This is a genomic window from Winogradskyella echinorum, assembly GCF_014297365.1.
In the GTDB taxonomy this organism is placed as follows: Bacteria; Bacteroidota; Bacteroidia; order Flavobacteriales; family Flavobacteriaceae; genus Winogradskyella; species Winogradskyella echinorum.
Genome location: NZ_JACOQD010000001.1, coordinates 1,166,184 through 1,182,721 on the forward strand (window position 1 = coordinate 1,166,184; position 16,538 = coordinate 1,182,721).

The 16,538-nt window shown below is 30.6% G+C and carries 19 protein-coding genes and 1 tRNA gene; 8 read left to right on the top strand and 12 right to left on the bottom strand.

Annotated features, from left to right (window positions below; translation table 11 throughout):
- Positions 1-43: 43 nt before the first annotated feature.
- Together H8K90_RS05195 and H8K90_RS05200 are read left to right on the top strand one after the other, a co-directional pair.
- Positions 44-976, top strand: coding sequence for an SPFH domain-containing protein (locus tag H8K90_RS05195; RefSeq protein WP_186844861.1), 933 nt, complete (start codon positions 44-46; stop codon positions 974-976).
- Positions 966-1,490, top strand: coding sequence for a hypothetical protein (locus H8K90_RS05200; RefSeq protein WP_186844862.1), 525 nt, complete (start codon positions 966-968; stop codon positions 1,488-1,490). The genes H8K90_RS05195 and H8K90_RS05200 overlap by 11 nt, the downstream gene beginning before the upstream one ends.
- Positions 1,491-1,544: 54 nt before the next feature.
- Here the strand turns inward: H8K90_RS05200 and H8K90_RS05205 are convergent, their stop codons facing one another.
- The 3 genes from H8K90_RS05205 to H8K90_RS05215 all read right to left on the bottom strand — a co-directional run bounded on the left by H8K90_RS05205 (position 1,545) and on the right by H8K90_RS05215 (position 4,404).
- A complete protein-coding gene (locus tag H8K90_RS05205) occupies positions 1,545-2,033 on the bottom strand; it encodes a DUF1761 domain-containing protein (protein ID WP_186844863.1) in 489 nt (162 codons plus the stop codon).
- A gap of 94 nt (positions 2,034-2,127) precedes the next feature.
- Positions 2,128-2,337 (bottom strand): hypothetical protein, encoded by a 210-nt coding sequence (locus H8K90_RS05210; protein WP_222611310.1) that lies wholly within the window; start codon positions 2,335-2,337, stop codon positions 2,128-2,130.
- A 60-nt stretch (positions 2,338-2,397) separates the two neighbouring features.
- On the bottom strand, positions 2,398-4,404 hold the full coding sequence (locus tag H8K90_RS05215) for a glutamine--tRNA ligase/YqeY domain fusion protein (RefSeq protein WP_186844864.1): 2,007 nt from the start codon (positions 4,402-4,404) through the stop codon (positions 2,398-2,400).
- A gap of 90 nt (positions 4,405-4,494) precedes the next feature.
- Between H8K90_RS05215 and H8K90_RS05220 the strand changes: the two genes are divergently transcribed.
- The 3 genes from H8K90_RS05220 to H8K90_RS05230 all read left to right on the top strand — a co-directional run bounded on the left by H8K90_RS05220 (position 4,495) and on the right by H8K90_RS05230 (position 5,224).
- Positions 4,495-4,695: a zinc ribbon domain-containing protein gene (locus tag H8K90_RS05220; protein WP_186844865.1), complete on the top strand. Its 201-nt coding sequence runs from the start codon at positions 4,495-4,497 to the stop codon at positions 4,693-4,695.
- A 45-nt stretch (positions 4,696-4,740) separates the two neighbouring features.
- On the top strand, positions 4,741-5,103 hold the full coding sequence (gene folB, locus H8K90_RS05225; RefSeq protein WP_186844866.1) for a dihydroneopterin aldolase: 363 nt from the start codon (positions 4,741-4,743) through the stop codon (positions 5,101-5,103).
- A 50-nt stretch (positions 5,104-5,153) separates the two neighbouring features.
- Positions 5,154-5,224, top strand: a tRNA-Cys gene (locus H8K90_RS05230).
- Positions 5,225-5,379: 155 nt separating this feature from the next.
- Here H8K90_RS05230 and H8K90_RS05235 read toward each other — a convergent pair.
- The 8 genes from H8K90_RS05235 to H8K90_RS05270 all read right to left on the bottom strand — a co-directional run bounded on the left by H8K90_RS05235 (position 5,380) and on the right by H8K90_RS05270 (position 13,230).
- Complete coding sequence (locus H8K90_RS05235) at positions 5,380-5,910, bottom strand: hypothetical protein (RefSeq protein WP_186844867.1); 531 nt, start codon at positions 5,908-5,910, stop codon at positions 5,380-5,382.
- A gap of 4 nt (positions 5,911-5,914) precedes the next feature.
- On the bottom strand, positions 5,915-6,598 hold the full coding sequence (locus tag H8K90_RS05240; RefSeq protein WP_186844868.1) for a LysE family translocator: 684 nt from the start codon (positions 6,596-6,598) through the stop codon (positions 5,915-5,917).
- A gap of 44 nt (positions 6,599-6,642) precedes the next feature.
- Positions 6,643-7,314, bottom strand: coding sequence for a head GIN domain-containing protein (locus H8K90_RS05245; RefSeq protein WP_186844869.1), 672 nt, complete (start codon positions 7,312-7,314; stop codon positions 6,643-6,645).
- 4 nt (positions 7,315-7,318) lie between these two features.
- A complete protein-coding gene (locus H8K90_RS05250) occupies positions 7,319-7,555 on the bottom strand; it encodes a hypothetical protein (protein WP_186844870.1) in 237 nt (78 codons plus the stop codon).
- Complete coding sequence (locus tag H8K90_RS05255) at positions 7,555-7,860, bottom strand: heavy metal-binding domain-containing protein (RefSeq protein ID WP_186844871.1); 306 nt, start codon at positions 7,858-7,860, stop codon at positions 7,555-7,557. Before H8K90_RS05255 ends, H8K90_RS05250 begins: the two co-directional genes overlap by 1 nt.
- 64 nt (positions 7,861-7,924) lie before the next feature.
- A complete protein-coding gene (gene rnr, locus H8K90_RS05260; RefSeq protein WP_186844872.1) occupies positions 7,925-10,126 on the bottom strand; it encodes a ribonuclease R in 2,202 nt (733 codons plus the stop codon).
- Positions 10,127-10,320: 194 nt separating this feature from the next.
- The gene (locus H8K90_RS05265; protein ID WP_186844873.1) at positions 10,321-11,781 is read right to left on the bottom strand and encodes a T9SS type A sorting domain-containing protein; all 1,461 of its coding nucleotides are present in this window, start codon (positions 11,779-11,781) and stop codon (positions 10,321-10,323) included.
- Positions 11,782-11,790: 9 nt separating this feature from the next.
- Positions 11,791-13,230: a T9SS type A sorting domain-containing protein gene (locus H8K90_RS05270; protein WP_186844874.1), complete on the bottom strand. Its 1,440-nt coding sequence runs from the start codon at positions 13,228-13,230 to the stop codon at positions 11,791-11,793.
- Between the two features lie 651 nt (positions 13,231-13,881).
- On the opposite strand from H8K90_RS05270, the gene rpiB reads away from it, so the two are divergent.
- Genes rpiB through H8K90_RS05285 form a run of 3 tightly spaced genes read left to right on the top strand, consistent with a single transcriptional unit; the run spans position 13,882 to position 15,700 of the window.
- Positions 13,882-14,316 (top strand): ribose 5-phosphate isomerase B, encoded by a 435-nt coding sequence (gene rpiB / locus H8K90_RS05275; RefSeq protein WP_186844875.1) that lies wholly within the window; start codon positions 13,882-13,884, stop codon positions 14,314-14,316.
- A gap of 23 nt (positions 14,317-14,339) precedes the next feature.
- The gene (locus tag H8K90_RS05280) at positions 14,340-15,257 is read left to right on the top strand and encodes a cation diffusion facilitator family transporter (protein WP_186844876.1); all 918 of its coding nucleotides are present in this window, start codon (positions 14,340-14,342) and stop codon (positions 15,255-15,257) included.
- Positions 15,257-15,700, top strand: a complete 444-nt coding sequence (locus H8K90_RS05285) for a GNAT family N-acetyltransferase (protein ID WP_186844877.1) — start codon at positions 15,257-15,259, stop codon at positions 15,698-15,700. The genes H8K90_RS05280 and H8K90_RS05285 overlap by 1 nt, the downstream gene beginning before the upstream one ends.
- Here H8K90_RS05285 and H8K90_RS05290 read toward each other — a convergent pair.
- Positions 15,697-16,533, bottom strand: a complete 837-nt coding sequence (locus H8K90_RS05290) for an OmpA family protein (RefSeq protein WP_186844878.1) — start codon at positions 16,531-16,533, stop codon at positions 15,697-15,699. The genes H8K90_RS05285 and H8K90_RS05290 overlap by 4 nt on opposite strands.
- Positions 16,534-16,538 lie beyond the last annotated feature (5 nt).

Genomic DNA, 16,538 nt, shown 5'->3' on the forward strand with positions numbered 1-16,538 from the left:
TACTTTTAGTCTTTCATATTATCTAACCTTTAAAAAATGTGTTATGGGTCAATTTCTTTATGTTCCAATAATTTTTCTTGGATTAATCGTTATAATTTCTTCATTCTTTGTGGTGAAGCAACAAACTGCAGCAATAATAGAACGTTTTGGAAAATTCCAAAGCATTCGTCACTCAGGTTTACAATTAAAAATACCTTTAGTAGATAGAATTGCAGGAAAACTAAGCCTTAAAATTCAACAATTAGACGTTATTATAGAAACTAAAACTCTAGATGATGTATTTGTTCGTCTCAAGGTTTCTGTACAATATAAGGTAATTCGCGACAAAGTATATGATGCATTCTATAAGTTAGACTATCCACACGACCAAATCACATCTTACGTATTTGATGTAGTACGTGCAGAGGTACCAAAAATGAAATTAGATGATGTATTTGTTCGTAAAGATGATATTGCTATCGCTGTAAAATCTGAACTAAACGACGCCATGATAGAATATGGATACGACATTATTAAAACTTTAGTAACAGATATTGATCCAGATGCGCAGGTAAAAGAAGCAATGAACCGAATTAATGCTTCTGAACGTGAAAAAATTGCGGCGCAATTTGAAGGTGATGCTGCAAGAATATTAATTGTAGAAAAAGCGAAAGCTGAAGCCGAAAGTAAGCGTTTACAAGGACAAGGTATTGCCGATCAAAGACGAGAAATTGCTAGAGGTTTAGAAGAGTCCGTTGAAGTATTAAATAAAGTTGGTATTAATTCACAGGAAGCTTCTGCGCTTATCGTTGTTACCCAACACTATGACACCTTACAGTCTATAGGACAAGAAACAAATAGTAACTTAATATTATTACCTAATTCACCCCAAGCAGGAAGTCAGATGCTAAATGATATGGTCGCTAGTTTTACAGCAAGTAATCAAATTGGAGAAGCTATGAAGAATGCAAAAAACAAAAAGAATAATGATGAATAAATTTAAAAAAACAATGTTTGTGCTTATTATGGCACTTAGCATTAGTGCCTTTGCTCAAACAAAAGAGGATGCATTAAAAGATGCTACAACAACCTCTAAGGCAACGCTAAAAATGGACTTTAAAACCGTTTTAAAACATACGTTACCTAAAGTCGTTGAACTGATGGGCGGAGAAGATGCGGCTCTTACTCTACTAAAAAACACATTTGATGGTATGAAAACACAAGGTTTTGTATTTGAAAAAGCGGATGTTAATGGAGTATCTGAAATAGTAGAAGAACAAGGGCAATACCGTTGTGTCATTGAAGGTTTTAATCAAATGAAAATGTCTGGTCAACGCATTAAATCTAAGAGCTATCTCTTAGGAATTTACAATGATGTTGATAAATATTGGTGGTTTATTGAAGCCAAACAATTAAAAAATGAAGCTATGTTAGATATGGTTTTACCAAATTTTGAAACCAGTCTCAATATACCCGAAGACGATATGCAAATGGAACCTATAGAAGATTAAAAAGAAAAGCCTGAGTAAAATTTACTCAGGCTTTTTTTTGATAGGCAATTTTTTTTAAACCCAACCACAAACGATTGCATTCATTATAACCAAGGTAACCGTCCAATAACCAGAATTAATAAAGATAAGTTTCCAAGATTTGCGCTCAAACAAACCATTTATTGCTATTATTGGGAAAATAATAAAAAGACCTGCTAATAAACCGTGAAATGCTCCATGCTTAAATGTTCTATAGGCAGTTCCATAATCATCCATAAAGGCTTGAAATGATGGTAAAATATCATCTATAGCTGGATCACCACCTATCATTCCTAATGCACCAAACTGATGAATTGATAATGTCTGAGTAAAAAACGCTAATACAATTGAAAGAAGAAAAGAGACTCCAAAAATAACTCCCATATTTCCACTCTTAATTTTTTCTTCTGTCATACCCGCTTCCCGCATCCAGGTATTACCAAATAATATAGGATTATACCATAGAAACCCTAAGACCATTGGTACAACGGCAGCAACTAAAATTGCTAAAAAATTTAATTCCATTTTCTTTGATTTTATTAGTTAGTATAAATTAAATGTACAAAAAAACCTCAGAAGTATAATTTCCAAGGTTTTAGCAATATCTATTTTAGATTTTTTAATGTTCCTTTTTATATTTATCAACCATTTGATTTAGTTGATTTAAATAATTTTCTAAATCTTCTCTATTTAATTCAGCATTGTCGTTGGAGCCTCCTGGTAAAGTGCTCCTGGTTTCTCCTAAATATTTTTGAAGTTCAGGATAGTTCTCTTCAATATTCCTAATAACCTTAGAAATTTCAGTAAGTATGTCTCTTGTCGTTTTCATGATATTCAATATTAACTTATAACTTACTAATTAATATTAAAAATCACTCTCAATAAATTGTTAAAATATGTCAGTGGCTTCTGCAACTAAAAGCTCATTTTTATCTTCAATCGCTTTGGAGATAAATTGGTTAATTGCGTCATTACGCTCTAGACCATTTTTAAGCAACACTTTTAACGCAATCATTACGACAGTACGTGTACCGGCTTTTTTTGTAGCAGTGCCAAATAACGGTTCTAAATCATCGTAAGATACATCTTTAGCAAGATCTTGTATTTCAGCTTTCACCTTTAATCGTTTTTCTTCAGGTAGATTGGTGTATTTTTTACCAAACTGCTGGATAACACTTAAGGGAGGTCTTTTTTGTTGTGATTTATTTTGTTGGCTTTGATTATTTTGAGACTTAGGCTTTTGTTTGGCCCAACTATCTCGCAATCCAACCGTTTTATTAAATACTAATTTTTCAGCTGTAGAATCGTTATCTACATTAAAATACCCTAAACGTTGAAATTGAAACTGCTCGCCCACTTTAGCCTCAGATAAACTTGGCTCTAAGTAACCTGTTTTGATATTTAAAGAATTTGGATTAATAAACTCCATAAAATCTTTATCTGCATGACTGTCTGGTGCTTCATCACTAAATAGGCGGTCGTACTCTCTTATTTCTGCTGTGATAGCATGCTTAATAGATACCCAATGTAATGTACCTTTTACTTTCTTTTCTGTGTCTTCAGTATAAGTGCAATGAATTTCTTCAATATCTCCATTTTCAGCTTTTACTACATGTTCCGCTTTTATTATATAAGCATTTTTAAGTCTTACCTCACCACCTAATTTTAGTCTAAAAAACTTGCTGCCAGCCTCTTCTTTAAAATCTTCTTTTTCAATATAAATTTCTCTAGAAAATGGTACTTTTCTATATCCAGCAGACTCATCTTCTTGATTGTTTTCAGCATCTAACCATTCCTCTTTACCTTCTGGATAATTGGTTATTACGACTTTAATCGGATTTAAAACAGCCATTACTCTATTTGCCGTTTTATTTAAATCTTCACGAATACAAAATTCTAAAAGTGAGACATCAATCACATTTTCGCGCTTAGCAACACCAACTTTTTCAATAAATTTTCTGATAGAATTTGGCGTATAACCACGACGACGTAAACCAGAAATAGTAGGCATACGAGGGTCGTCCCAACCAGACACCAAACCTTCTTCTACTAAACGTAATAATTTACGCTTACTCATTATGGTATAGCTAAGATTTAAACGTGCAAATTCGTGCTGTTTTGGTGGTAATGGTAATTTATCCTTACTATATTCATAAACATGTTCTTTAAACCAATCATACAATTTTCTATGTGGCTTAAATTCTAATGAGCATAATGAATGTGAAATCTGTTCAATATAGTCGCTTTCTCCATGCGTCCAATCATACATAGGGTAAATACACCACTCATCTCCCGTTCTGTGATGATGTGCATAAAGAATGCGATACATAATTGGATCTCGCATTAACATATTAGGATCTTCCATGTCTATTTTAGCACGAAGTACATGCGTACCAGCAGGAAATTCTCCAGCTTTCATGCGTTGGAATAAGTCTAAATTTTCTTCTACACTTCTGTTTCTATATGGACCAGCAACACCTACTTGTGTTGGTGTACCTTTTTGTTCTGCCATGGCTTCCGAAGATTGACTATCTACATAAGCCTTACCATCTTTAATCATCTGTAAAGCCCAATCATATAGCTTTTGAAAATAATCTGAAGAATACAATTCATTTTCCCATTTATAGCCTAACCATTCTATATCTCTTTTAATAGCATCAACATATTCTTGCTCTTCCTTTGCTGGGTTTGTATCATCAAATCTAAGATTAACTGGAGCATTATATTTTTCTCCTAAACCAAAACTAATACCTATTGCCTTAGTATGCCCAATATGCAAATAACCATTAGGTTCTGGTGGAAAACGAAAACGCAATTTATCTTTTGGTAAACCGTTAGCTAAATCTTCTTCTATAATATGCTCAATAAAATTGAGTGATTTTGTTTCTTCTGACATTGTAAAATAATAAAGTGTAAAATTAAGCAAATTGTAACATTTATCAACCATTATACACTTATAGTGTAAACCACATAAACACAAATAAAAATGAATTACAAATGTCCTAAATGCAATAATTCTACATACGAAGTCAGTGAAATGAGAGCTACAGGAGGCACATTATCTAAAATATTTGATGTTCAGAATAAAAAATTTACTTCTGTAACATGTAAAAATTGTTCTTATACAGAATTTTTTAAGGCTAAAACAAGTGCTTTAAGTAATATTTTTGATTTGTTTACGAATTAGAGATTCCTGCCTTCGCAGGAATGACAAAAGGCTTATTTTTGCATTATGGGAATAATAAAGGTTGAAAATATTAAAATACACGCCAATCATGGTTGTTTAAAAGAAGAAACCGCAATTGGTAGTGATTATAGAGTGGATTTAGAAGTTAAAGTAAATTTAAAACCATCATCCATATCTGATGAACTTAAAGATACCGTTGATTATGTTTTTTTAAATAAAGTAGTAAGAGAAGAAATGAGTAAACCCTCAAAACTTCTTGAAACTGTTGCACAACGTATTCTTACGCGTTTTTTTAATGAAGATAAAATGATTGCTAAAGCTACTATTTCTGTAAGTAAAATTAATCCACCAATTGGTGGAGATGTAGAAATGGTGACTATAAAATTATCGCAAAAGCGAAAAAAGTAAGCCTCTATAGGGTAAAACGTATATAATTTATATATTTGCCCTCGCAAAAGGGTGTCGTGGCCGAGTGGCTAGGCAGTGGTCTGCAACACCATCTACAGCGGTTCGAATCCGCTCGACACCTCAAAAACCTTCAACATTAGTTGAAGGTTTTTTATTTTTAAATTTTAAGAAAATTTGTAGTAATGATGACGCGGTTCGAATCCGAAAATAAGCAACCACTTCAAAAAGCCTTCTGCTAATATTAAGGTTTTCTTTATTCTTGAAATCAAATTATTATTATGCTCTTTTAAAAAGAAAATAATCAACAATTAATATTGTGTTTAGTAATACGATGCCAAACACAAACAGTTCCGACCCATAAGGCCAATGTTGAATCTTAAAAAGTAATCCGAAGAATAATGCAAATGATGTCATGCCTATTAAAACATAATAGATTACCCTTACAAATCCTTTAATCTTAAACTTTCTATTCTTGAAATAAGTAAGTCCTTCATTTATAAACCACCACAGAAATAGGATTAATGGACAAATTTCTAACACAAGCGGAAGATTAAAAAGATGAAAAGATTGAACCAAATAATTAAAAAGCCAGTGCAGAACAAAAGCTAATTTCACATAATCTAATTGTTTTTTGTTTGTTTTATACATAAACCTAATCGTATATAACACGCCTAGTAAAATACCTCCATTAAACATTAATTCAGTTGCATACGGCCAATGCATTACCTTAAATAAAGCACCAAAAAGCAGAATAACTAATGCTACTCGAATTGGTAAGGTTAATATTTTTATCTGATGGTCTTTCAAAATCTTAATCCAAAGGATTAACCTTTTCTATCTGCTCTTTGCTCTTTTTGTATAAATCTGGAAAGACACCTTGAGTTAATAGTAAAACACCAAAACCTAAAATTATTAATGCTACTATTTTTTTTGTCTTAAAAATTCGTCTTGGTGTGAGTTTACTTTTTAAGCGCTTAGCGGCTGCTATCTTAAAAAGATCTGCTAAAAAATAGGAAATAAGCATTGTAACAATAAAAATAAGCACTCCATTTTCGGAAGTTGTAATGGAGGTACCAATAACAATAAAACCTAGCCAACCTAAAAGAACACCTATATTGATAAAATTAAGTAAAAACCCTTTTATAAAAAGTTTACCATAATCTTTCTTAGGAATATCAACTCTATGATGTTCTCTTACTATAGTTCTGAATGATTTAGAGGTTTTAATGAAGCTAATAAGCCCATAAATAACAAGCAAAGCACCTCCAAAGACTAATAATTTAGGGTCATCTTTTATTTTATCTAAAAGCGTATCGGTACTTTTAAAAATGACTAAAATAAAAACTACGTCTGCTAAAATGACACCTAAATCAAATATAATAGCACTTGTAATTCCTTTAGTAACACTGGTTTCTAGTAAAACAAAAAACACAGGACCAATTGTAAAGGCTAAAATAATACCAAAGGGGATGGCTGTTAAGATATCATCAAACATGTAAATATGGTGGTTTACACAAATGTAATAAATCTATTAAGAATTTACATGCGTTTTATTCTACCTCCAAGCACACGACTTTCATCAACTTGTTTTGGATTACCATAAATAAATACATCACCACCAGCTTTTATTCTCACATCAACATATTCTGTAGCATTTATATAGGCTTCACCTGCGGCATTAATGCTCACTTCTGTTTGTTCTGTAATAAAATCTTCTCCATTAAAAGCACCACCTGTATAAATAGAAATATCTTGGTTTTTAGAACTACCTGAAACATTAAGAACACCACCAGTTACTGCTCTAAAGTTAGCATAAGTTGTATTTAACTCTGCTGTAATCTCAGCTCCTTCTTGCGTTTTTAAATCAATTTCGTATTGTTCAATGGGTTCTTCAATAGTAACTTTTGCTCCTTCATTAGCATCAATAACATCAACAGATGTGTAATGTAATATTATAACTGTATCATTGCCATCGTAGCTTTCTTCAAGATTCATTCTTATTTTAAGCTTTCCATTTTTATTAACAACTTCTACATCTCTCCTATTTTTCCCTGATACGATTACTTTGTTTTCATCTGATTTAATCATTTTTAAATTAATTAAATCATAGACTTTTACTGTAGAAAATTCACCTATTGTTTTTTCTAAAGTTTCTTGAGCTTGTATTTGAAAAGCTAATACTAAAACGATTATTAATATGTTTTTTTTCATTATATTATTTTAAGATAATTACCTTTTTACTGAACAACCATTTTAATTGAATTTGGTCACCAGACTGTTTTCTTACAATTCTTCTTTGTGGTGATAAAACAACAGTTAATGCAGCTGATATAGCTGACAACAAATACGTGTTTATATCACCAAACACCATTTGAATACTAAACCTAAGTATTAAATAAGTAACGAGAAAAATTAAGAAAACGTATAGGCTTGCTTTTGTACTTGTTTTCATTATGGTACGGCAACTTTAACAGCAGTTCCTGTAACGGAAACTCCAAAATAGTAACCTGTACCTACAGGTTCAAAATCTATATGGATACCTACAACAGCATTAGCACCTAAAGCTTTTGCGTGGCTTTGTAGTTTTTTAAAAGCTTCCTCTTTTAAATCATTTAAAGCATCTTCCATTTGTTGCGAATGTTTCTCTTTTCCTGCAAAAGCGGAGATATCTCGCATTTTCATACTTACACCTGTTACAATACCACAATAATCCATTATTTTATGGTGTTCTATTGTATTAGTAGTGGTTAAAATCATGCTTAAAATATTATTTAAAAATCAAATGCAAGATGCTGAAATAAATTCAGCATGACAAATCATTTTATTTAGATTCTGGTTTTCCAACCATATAAAAATCTAAGTGCTTTTTTACTAAGTCGGTGTTTTTCACTTTTACAACAACCTCATCACCTAATTGATATACAGTATCTGTTTTTTTACCAACCATGGCATATTGATCTTGGTCAAAATAATAATGATCATCTTTCATATCTCTTACACTTACCATACCTTCACATTTGTTAGATATAATCTCTACGTAAATTCCCCAATCTGTAACTCCAGAAATAACTCCTAAAAATTCTTCGTCTTGATGATCTTGCATAAAACGAATTTGCATGTATTTAATAGAATCACGTTCAGCTTTGGTTGCTAAATATTCCATATTACTAGAATGCTTACACTTATCCTCATAAATTTCTTCACTTGCAGATTTTTCTCCATCTAAATATTGTTGTAATAAACGATGTGCCATAACATCTGGATATCGACGAATTGGCGAGGTAAAGTGACTATAGTAATCGAACGCTAAACCATAATGTCCAATATTATGAGTTGTATATTCTGCTTTAGACATGGTTCTAATGGTCAATGTATCAACTAAATTCTGTTCCTTTTTACCAACAACATCCGTTAGTAATTTATTTAGAGATGAAGCAACACTTCCTTTATCTTTAAAATTTAATTTATGTCCAAAACGACCAACAACAGTCTGTAATTGTGCTAATTTAGATTCATCTGGCTCGTCATGTACTCTATAAACAAATGTTTTTTGAGGTTTCATTTTACCAACAAACTCAGATACTTTTCGGTTGGCTAATAACATAAATTCTTCAATTAATTTATTAGCATCTTTACTCGTTTTAAAGAAAACACCAACCGGATTTGCTTCTTCGTCTAAATTGAACTTTACTTCTACTTTATCAAAAGAAATTGCTCCTTCTCGCATACGTTGAGAACGCATTTTTTTTGCTAATTCGTCCATTTTTAAGATGGCATCAGCAATAGCTTGATCTGTTTTATAAGGTTTACCAGTTAAAGAAACTTCTTGTGGAATGTCATTGGTTTTAGATTCTATGACAGCTTGTGCTTCTTCGTATGCAAAACGCGCATCAGAATAAGTCACTGTTCTTCCAAACCATTGATCTTTAATTTCGCATTTATCATTCATCTGAAACACTGCAGAAAAGGTATATTTTTCTTCGTGTGGACGTAATGAACACGCTCCGTTAGATAAACGCTCTGGTAACATTGGTACTACGCGATCTACTAAATAAATAGAGGTTGCACGCTCGTAAGCTTCGTCATCTAAAACCGTTCCTGGTTGTACGTAATGCGATACATCTGCAATATGAATTCCTATTTCGTATAAACCGTTATCTAGTACTGTAAATGATAAAGCATCATCAAAATCTTTTGCATCCTTAGGATCAATGGTAAAGGTTAAATCTTTACGCATGTCTCTACGCTTCGCAATTTCTTCTGGCTTAATTGAAATATCTAAATTATTAGCATAAGCTTCAACTTCGTGAGGAAACTCTAATGGTAAGCCATATTCTGCCATTATAGAATTAATCTCAGTACCATGTTCTCCTGGTTTTCCTAAAACCTGAATTACTTTTCCATTTGGTGAATCTGCTTTTTCTGGCCAATCTTCGAGAGATACTAGAACTTTATCACCATCTTCTGCTTTGTTAATTTTATTAATAGGTACAAAGATGTCTGTATACATCTTAGGACTATCTGGTACAACAAAAGCAAAGTTCTTTTTATCATGAATTTGAATGGTACCTACATATTCCGTCTTAGCACGCTTAATTATATTGGTTATTTCACCTTCTTGCTTTCCTCTATGTTTTCTTTTGTAAGCGTAAAATTCTACTTCGTCACCATTTAAGGCTTTATTGATATTGTTAGAAGCAATGAAAATATCGTCTTCAAAATCATCTGAAATAATATAGCCATTTCCTTTAGATCCTAAATCTAAAATACCAGTGTAATATTCTGTATTTACAATGGCTTTAAACTTACCACGATCTACTTCTTCTATCTCTTGTTTAGCTTTTAATTGCGCTAATTTTTTTATAATCTGATTGCGACTACTAGCATCATTAACACCGAGTTTAGCAGCAATTTGTTTATAATTAAAGGATTGGTTTCTATCTTTTTTTAAAATACTTAGAATGGTATTTGTAAGGTTGGAAATCTTATTATTTGATGATCTCCTTTTTTTCTTTTTTGTCATTTAATTTGTAATCATATTCGTTTCCTAAAAGTGTTAGGAATTCTTTAATTTAAACTTAATTAAGGCGAAGAGAGGTTATTAAGTTTGCTACAAAGTTACGTTTAAAATATTTAATAGTGTTTTGTTATTGTTAAATTAATTAATAAACGCTGTAAAATTTACAGCGTTTTTAGTTTGAAATATGTTTGTAACTACTATTCTATAATCAGCTTTTTAGTGCCTTTTCCATTATTAGTTTCTATTTCTAAAACATAGATTCCGGCTGATAATTTTGAAGAATCAATAGTTGATTCTTTTGTAGTTAAAACTAATTGACCTAAATTATTGTAGATGCTTACAATTTTTAACTCGTTGCTATTGTCTAATTGAATAGTGAATTGATTTTTTGTTGGGTTTGGGAAGAGTTTAAAACTTGTTAATGTTTGTTCGTCAGTTGATAAAATAGTGCTTAAATCAAAAACACGCGCATGACCTGAATTATTTCCATTATCATTATTAGAAATTGCTCCAACTACTAAAATTAAACCATTTGTAGATAAAGATATAGACCAACCAAAGTCATTATAAGTATCTTCTCCATCAATATCACTACCAATTTGAGTCCAATTTCCATTAATTTTCTGATATACACGTACATGACCAGTAACATAATTATTAACAGGTGCTCCAATAGCTACAATCTCACCATTAGATGATATTGAAACCGAAGAACCAGATAAATCAGTACTAAATTCACCATCAATATCATCTCCTAACTGAGTCCAATTCCCTCCTATATTTTCATATACACGTACATGACCAGATCTATAACCATTACCACTATTGTAACGAGCACCAATAGCTACAATAACTCCATCTGAGGATAAAGATACAGACCAACCAGAATAATCATCTAGAGCCTCTCCATTAATATCATTACCAATTTGAATCCAATTCCCAATTATATTTTCATATATACGCACATGACCTGAATTATTTCCATTTCCATCATTATATGGTGCACCAATAGCTACGATATTACCATTTGAGGATAAGCTAATTGAACTTCCTGAAAAATCTTCTGATGCTTCACCATCTATATCATTACCAATTTGAGTCCAATTTCCATTGTTATTTTCATATATACGTACATGACCTGAATTACTTCCATTTCCATCATTACGATCCGCACCTATAGCTATGATATTACCATTTGAGGATAAGCTAATTGAACTTCCTGAAAAATCTTCTAATGCTTCACCATCTATATCATTACCAATTTGAGTCCAATTTCCATTATTATTTTCATATATACGTACATGACCTGAATTACTTCCATTTCCATCATTACGATCCGCACCTATAGCTATGATATTACCATTTGAGGATAAGCTAATTGAACTTCCTGAAAAATCTTCTGATGCTTCACCATCTATATCATTACCAATTTGAGTCCAATTTCCATTGTTATTTTCATATATACGTACATGACCTGAATTACTTCCATTTCCATCATTACTAGGTGCACTGATAGCTATTTTTGTTCCATCTGAGGAAGAAGATACAGACCAACCACAATAATCTGTAGGAAACAAACCATCTATATCTGACCCAATTTGAACTTGACTAAAGGCTAAAAAAGGAAATAAAATAAATAAGAGTAATAGTTTTTTCATAAGATATGTTTAATTAATGATTAGCTTTTTAGAGCTTTTTCCTTTGTTAGTTTCTATTTCTACAACATATAATCCAGGTGCTAATTTTGAAGTATCTATAATAGCTTTTTTAGAAGTTAAAACTTTCTGACCTAAGTTATTGTAGATGTTTGCATTTTTTAATTCTGTAGTATTATTTAATTGAATAGTGAATTGGCTTTTTGTTGGGTTTGGGTATAATATAAAGCTATCTAAACTTATTTTATTTATTGATAATATATTACCTAAATCATATACCCTAGCTAAACCATTTCCATTAGTTCCTGCAGAAAAAGCACCTGCTATCAATGTGCGTCCATCTGAAGATAAGGCAACACTATTACCTAATTGATCACTAATATTTCCTTCTATATCTATTCCTCTTTGAATCCAATTACTAAATATTGGATTACTATTATTAAATTGAAAAACTTTAACATGCCCTGAAAAACTAGCATTATTACTATTATTTGGGGAACCAATTGCAACAATATTACCATCATTAGATAATGCTACTCCCATACCGTAATTATTATCTTGAGCATCACCATTTAAATTTTGACCTAGTTGTGTCCAAGTATTATTTATTAGTTTGAAAACTTTTACTTCTCCAGAATTTGAACCATTAGGGTCAGCAAAATATGCGCTAACAGCTACTATTTCACCATTTGAAGATAAACTAAGAGAAGCTCCTAAAGTGTCGAATATATCTGTTCCAATTATATCTTGACCTATTTGAGTCCAACTAACCCCATTATATTCATAAACTTGTACTTTTCCTCTTGAATCATTTAATCCATCTTGATCTCCAATAGCTATCCTATTTCCATCACTTGAAATATCTATATTATTCCCAAATTTGTAATTTGAATAACCACCATCTATTTCCTGTCCTATTTGAGTCCAAATACCATTTATATACCTAAGAATTTTAACTGGTGTGTATTCATAAGCAACCATAACAGTAGTCCCATCTGATGATAATTCAACTCTGTAACCAAAACTTTGAGCAACACTTGGTGTACCATAAATTTCTTGACCTAATAATGTCCAAGTATTATTGATATTTTTAAAAATTCTTACATGACCTGAATTAATATTATCATAATATCTATATGAACTAATAGCAATAATTGATCCATCACCAGATAAACTGAGACTAATACCTTCTTCATCATCCCCAGTAATACCAACTATATCTTGTCCTATTTGAGTCCAAGTACCATTTAAATTTCTATAAATACTTATACGCCCTGGACTATTACCAATAATGTTACCAGGTGATCCAATAGCAATAATTGATCCATCAGACGAAATATCAACCCTTGTTCCAGAACTCTCATAATCATTTCCTAATATATCTTGACCAATTTGTGTCTGGCTAAAACCTATAAAAGGAATTAAAATAAATAATAGTAACAATTTTTTCATAAAAGCTAAATTTTAAAGATTTGTATAACAATAATAAACTTTAAAACAAATACTTATAAATTTACAATGTTAAATAATGGTAAAAATCTACTTATCAACACATATATACATATTATCATTTTTCTTTTAAATTTTAAAAAATAAAATAATGGTTATTATAGTCTGTGAATAGTTACTATAACTTTTTAGACTTTTATTTTGAAAAGTTGTAGTTTACATTTTACTATAATTTAGTTAACATTAAATTTACATATAACTACTTCATTTTTAAGCTAAATTAAAAAGCTATTAACATCTGTTAATAATCGATGTTAATATAAAAAGCTTATATATATATTAGAAAAAGCTGTTCATTTCTTTACAAATTATACTTAATAACTTACTTTAAAAAAATGACTAACTAATTAGGTTATTTCAACACAATATTTGATTGGAAAAATAAATAGATAATCCTAATTTATCTTTTCACTAATTGTAAACAGTTATTAACAAGTAGTGATCATTTATAGATACACTTATGAACAGTAACTATACTTGCTTATTAAAAATTAATTATCAAACTTAAAACTTATGGATAAGTATAGTATTATTAGTTATGCTTACTTATTAGCAATTATTAACTTTGTAAGGATATAACATAGATTTTAAATTATGAAAATTTCAATAGGTAACGATCACGCAGGTCCAGATTATAAATTTGCAATACTTAAGCATTTACAAACCAAAGGTTATACTATTACTAATTATGGTACTGATACTTTAGATAGTGTAGATTATCCAGATTTTGTACATCCTGTTGCAAAGGATGTAAATGATAATAAAGTCCATTTTGGAATTTTAATTTGTGGTAGTGCTAATGGTGTTGCTATGACGGCTAATAAATATCAACATGTAAGAGCTGGAGTTTGCTGGACAAATGAAATTACTGAATTGACACGTCTACATAATAATGCTAATATAATCTGTATTCCTGCACGTTTTACGTCAATACCACAGGCTATTAAAATGGTTGATACGTTTTTAAATACTAAATTTGAAGGAGGACGTCATCAAAATAGAGTGGATAAAATTCCATTATCTTGTTAATACCAATATAAAATTGGTATACAATGGGTTATTCTCACTCTCATAATCATTCTCACAATCAAAAAGATTTACAAGGTCGAAAGCTTTTAATTTCTATAGTATTAAATATAGTCATTACTGTAGCTCAAGTTATAGGTGGATTAGTTTCAGGAAGTTTATCATTATTAAGTGATGCTTTACATAATTTTAGCGATGTTATTTCTTTATTAGTAAGTTATATTGCCGCTAAATTGTCTAAACAAAAAGCCTCTATAAACAGAACTTTTGGCTATAAGCGCGCCGAAATATTAGCTGCTTTTATTAATGCTAGTACTCTAGTTATCGTAGCTATCTTATTAATTATTGAAGCAATTAAGCGTTTTACAGATCCTCAAGAAGTGGAGTCTAACTTAGTAATTTGGTTGTCACTTATTGCTATTATAGGTAACGGTCTAAGTGTACTTTTATTAAGAAAAGATTCTAAAAACAGTATAAATATGCGATCAGCATATCTACATTTATTAACAGATATGTTAGCAAGTGTTGCAGTACTTATTGGTGGATTATTAATGAAATATTACCAATTGTTCTGGGTAGATAGTCTACTAACATTGTTAATTGCATTGTATTTAATTTGGGTTGGCTATGACTTACTAAAAACATCTACTAAAATGTTGATGTTATTTACACCAGATGATATTAATATTAAAGAGGTGGTAAGAGCAGTAAATAAGTTACCTAAGGTGAATAAAATACATCACGTACATATCTGGAATTTAAGCGATGAAGAATTACACTTAGAAGCGCATTTAGATTTAAGAGAAAATATTTCTACTGCTGAATTTAATGAGTTACTATTAGAAATTGAAAAAGTGCTACATAAAGAATTTAGTATTAACCATGTAACCATTCAACCTGAGTATAATAAAGAAGATCCTAAAGAAGTAATAGTGCAAGACTAATGATAAAGATAACAACTAAAACCTTTAATGAATTAACAACTCAAGAACTTTACAATCTGCTACAATTAAGATCTGAAGTTTTTGTGGTTGAGCAAGATTGTGTATATCAAGATATGGATGGAAAAGATCAAAAAGCGCTTCATGTTTTAGGCTATAAAGATGAAGAATTAGTGGCTTATACTCGCGTGTTTAAACCAGGATATTATTTTGAAAATGCTAGCATTGGTAGAGTAGTAGTAAAAGAAAACGAAAGAAAATTTAAATACGGTTATGATATAATGAAGGCCTCTATAGAAGTTATAAAACAGCATTATAATGAAACAACCATAAAAATATCTGCACAGACATATTTAAAACGTTTTTATAATAATTTAGAATTTTTTGAAGTGGGAGAGGAGTACCTTGAAGATGGTATTCCGCATATAGTAATGATTAAATCTTAATCAGAATCTTTTTTATAAATTTTAGTCACTAATATTTCAACACGTCTATCTAATTCTGGAGCTCCACCTAAAGGTTCTTTTCTTCGCATACCCACAAACTTCATTCTGTAAGGTCTTACACCTTTTTTAACAAGATAATCATAGATATATTTTGCTCTTGCTACAGAAAGGTTTCTTTTTTTAGTTTTGCGATCAATTGCATCCCTTTCTCCTTGTGTACAACATACATGACCTTCTATTGTAAAATAAACATTTGTTCTTTCTGCTAATATTTCAGCAATTTTATCAAGTACAGGTTTAGAGTCTTTTGTTAGGTAACTATAACCTGTTCTAAACAACAAATTATCTAATAAAATTTTATCTCCTTCTTTTAAATCTCCTTTTAATAAACTTTCTGTTTTATTTTCTTTAACCTCTTTTGGTTTAGGAGGAAAAACGGGTTTTACTATAATTTCAACTTTACGGTTTAAACCCCTTATTTTACTGAGGTTTTCTTCGTGTACAATATTCAATAAAATTTCACCTTTACCATCAACATTTGTTATAACGGATTCATCAAATTCGTTATTAGAAAATACGGTTCTTATAGCGTCTGCACGTTGTTGCGAAAGGACTAAATTATAGTTATCACTACCTCTATCGTCGCAGAAACCATATATAGATATTTTTTCAATATCCATATTTTCTATTTCAGATAAAAAGAGTAATAATCTACTGTGTTCTGTTTCTGGAATATTGAATTTATCAGTGTCAAAATAGACTTCGTGTTTCAGCTCTTGCTGAGAAAAAGCAAGTTGAAAACTAAGGGTTAAAAAAATAAGTAGGGCTTTCATTTTCT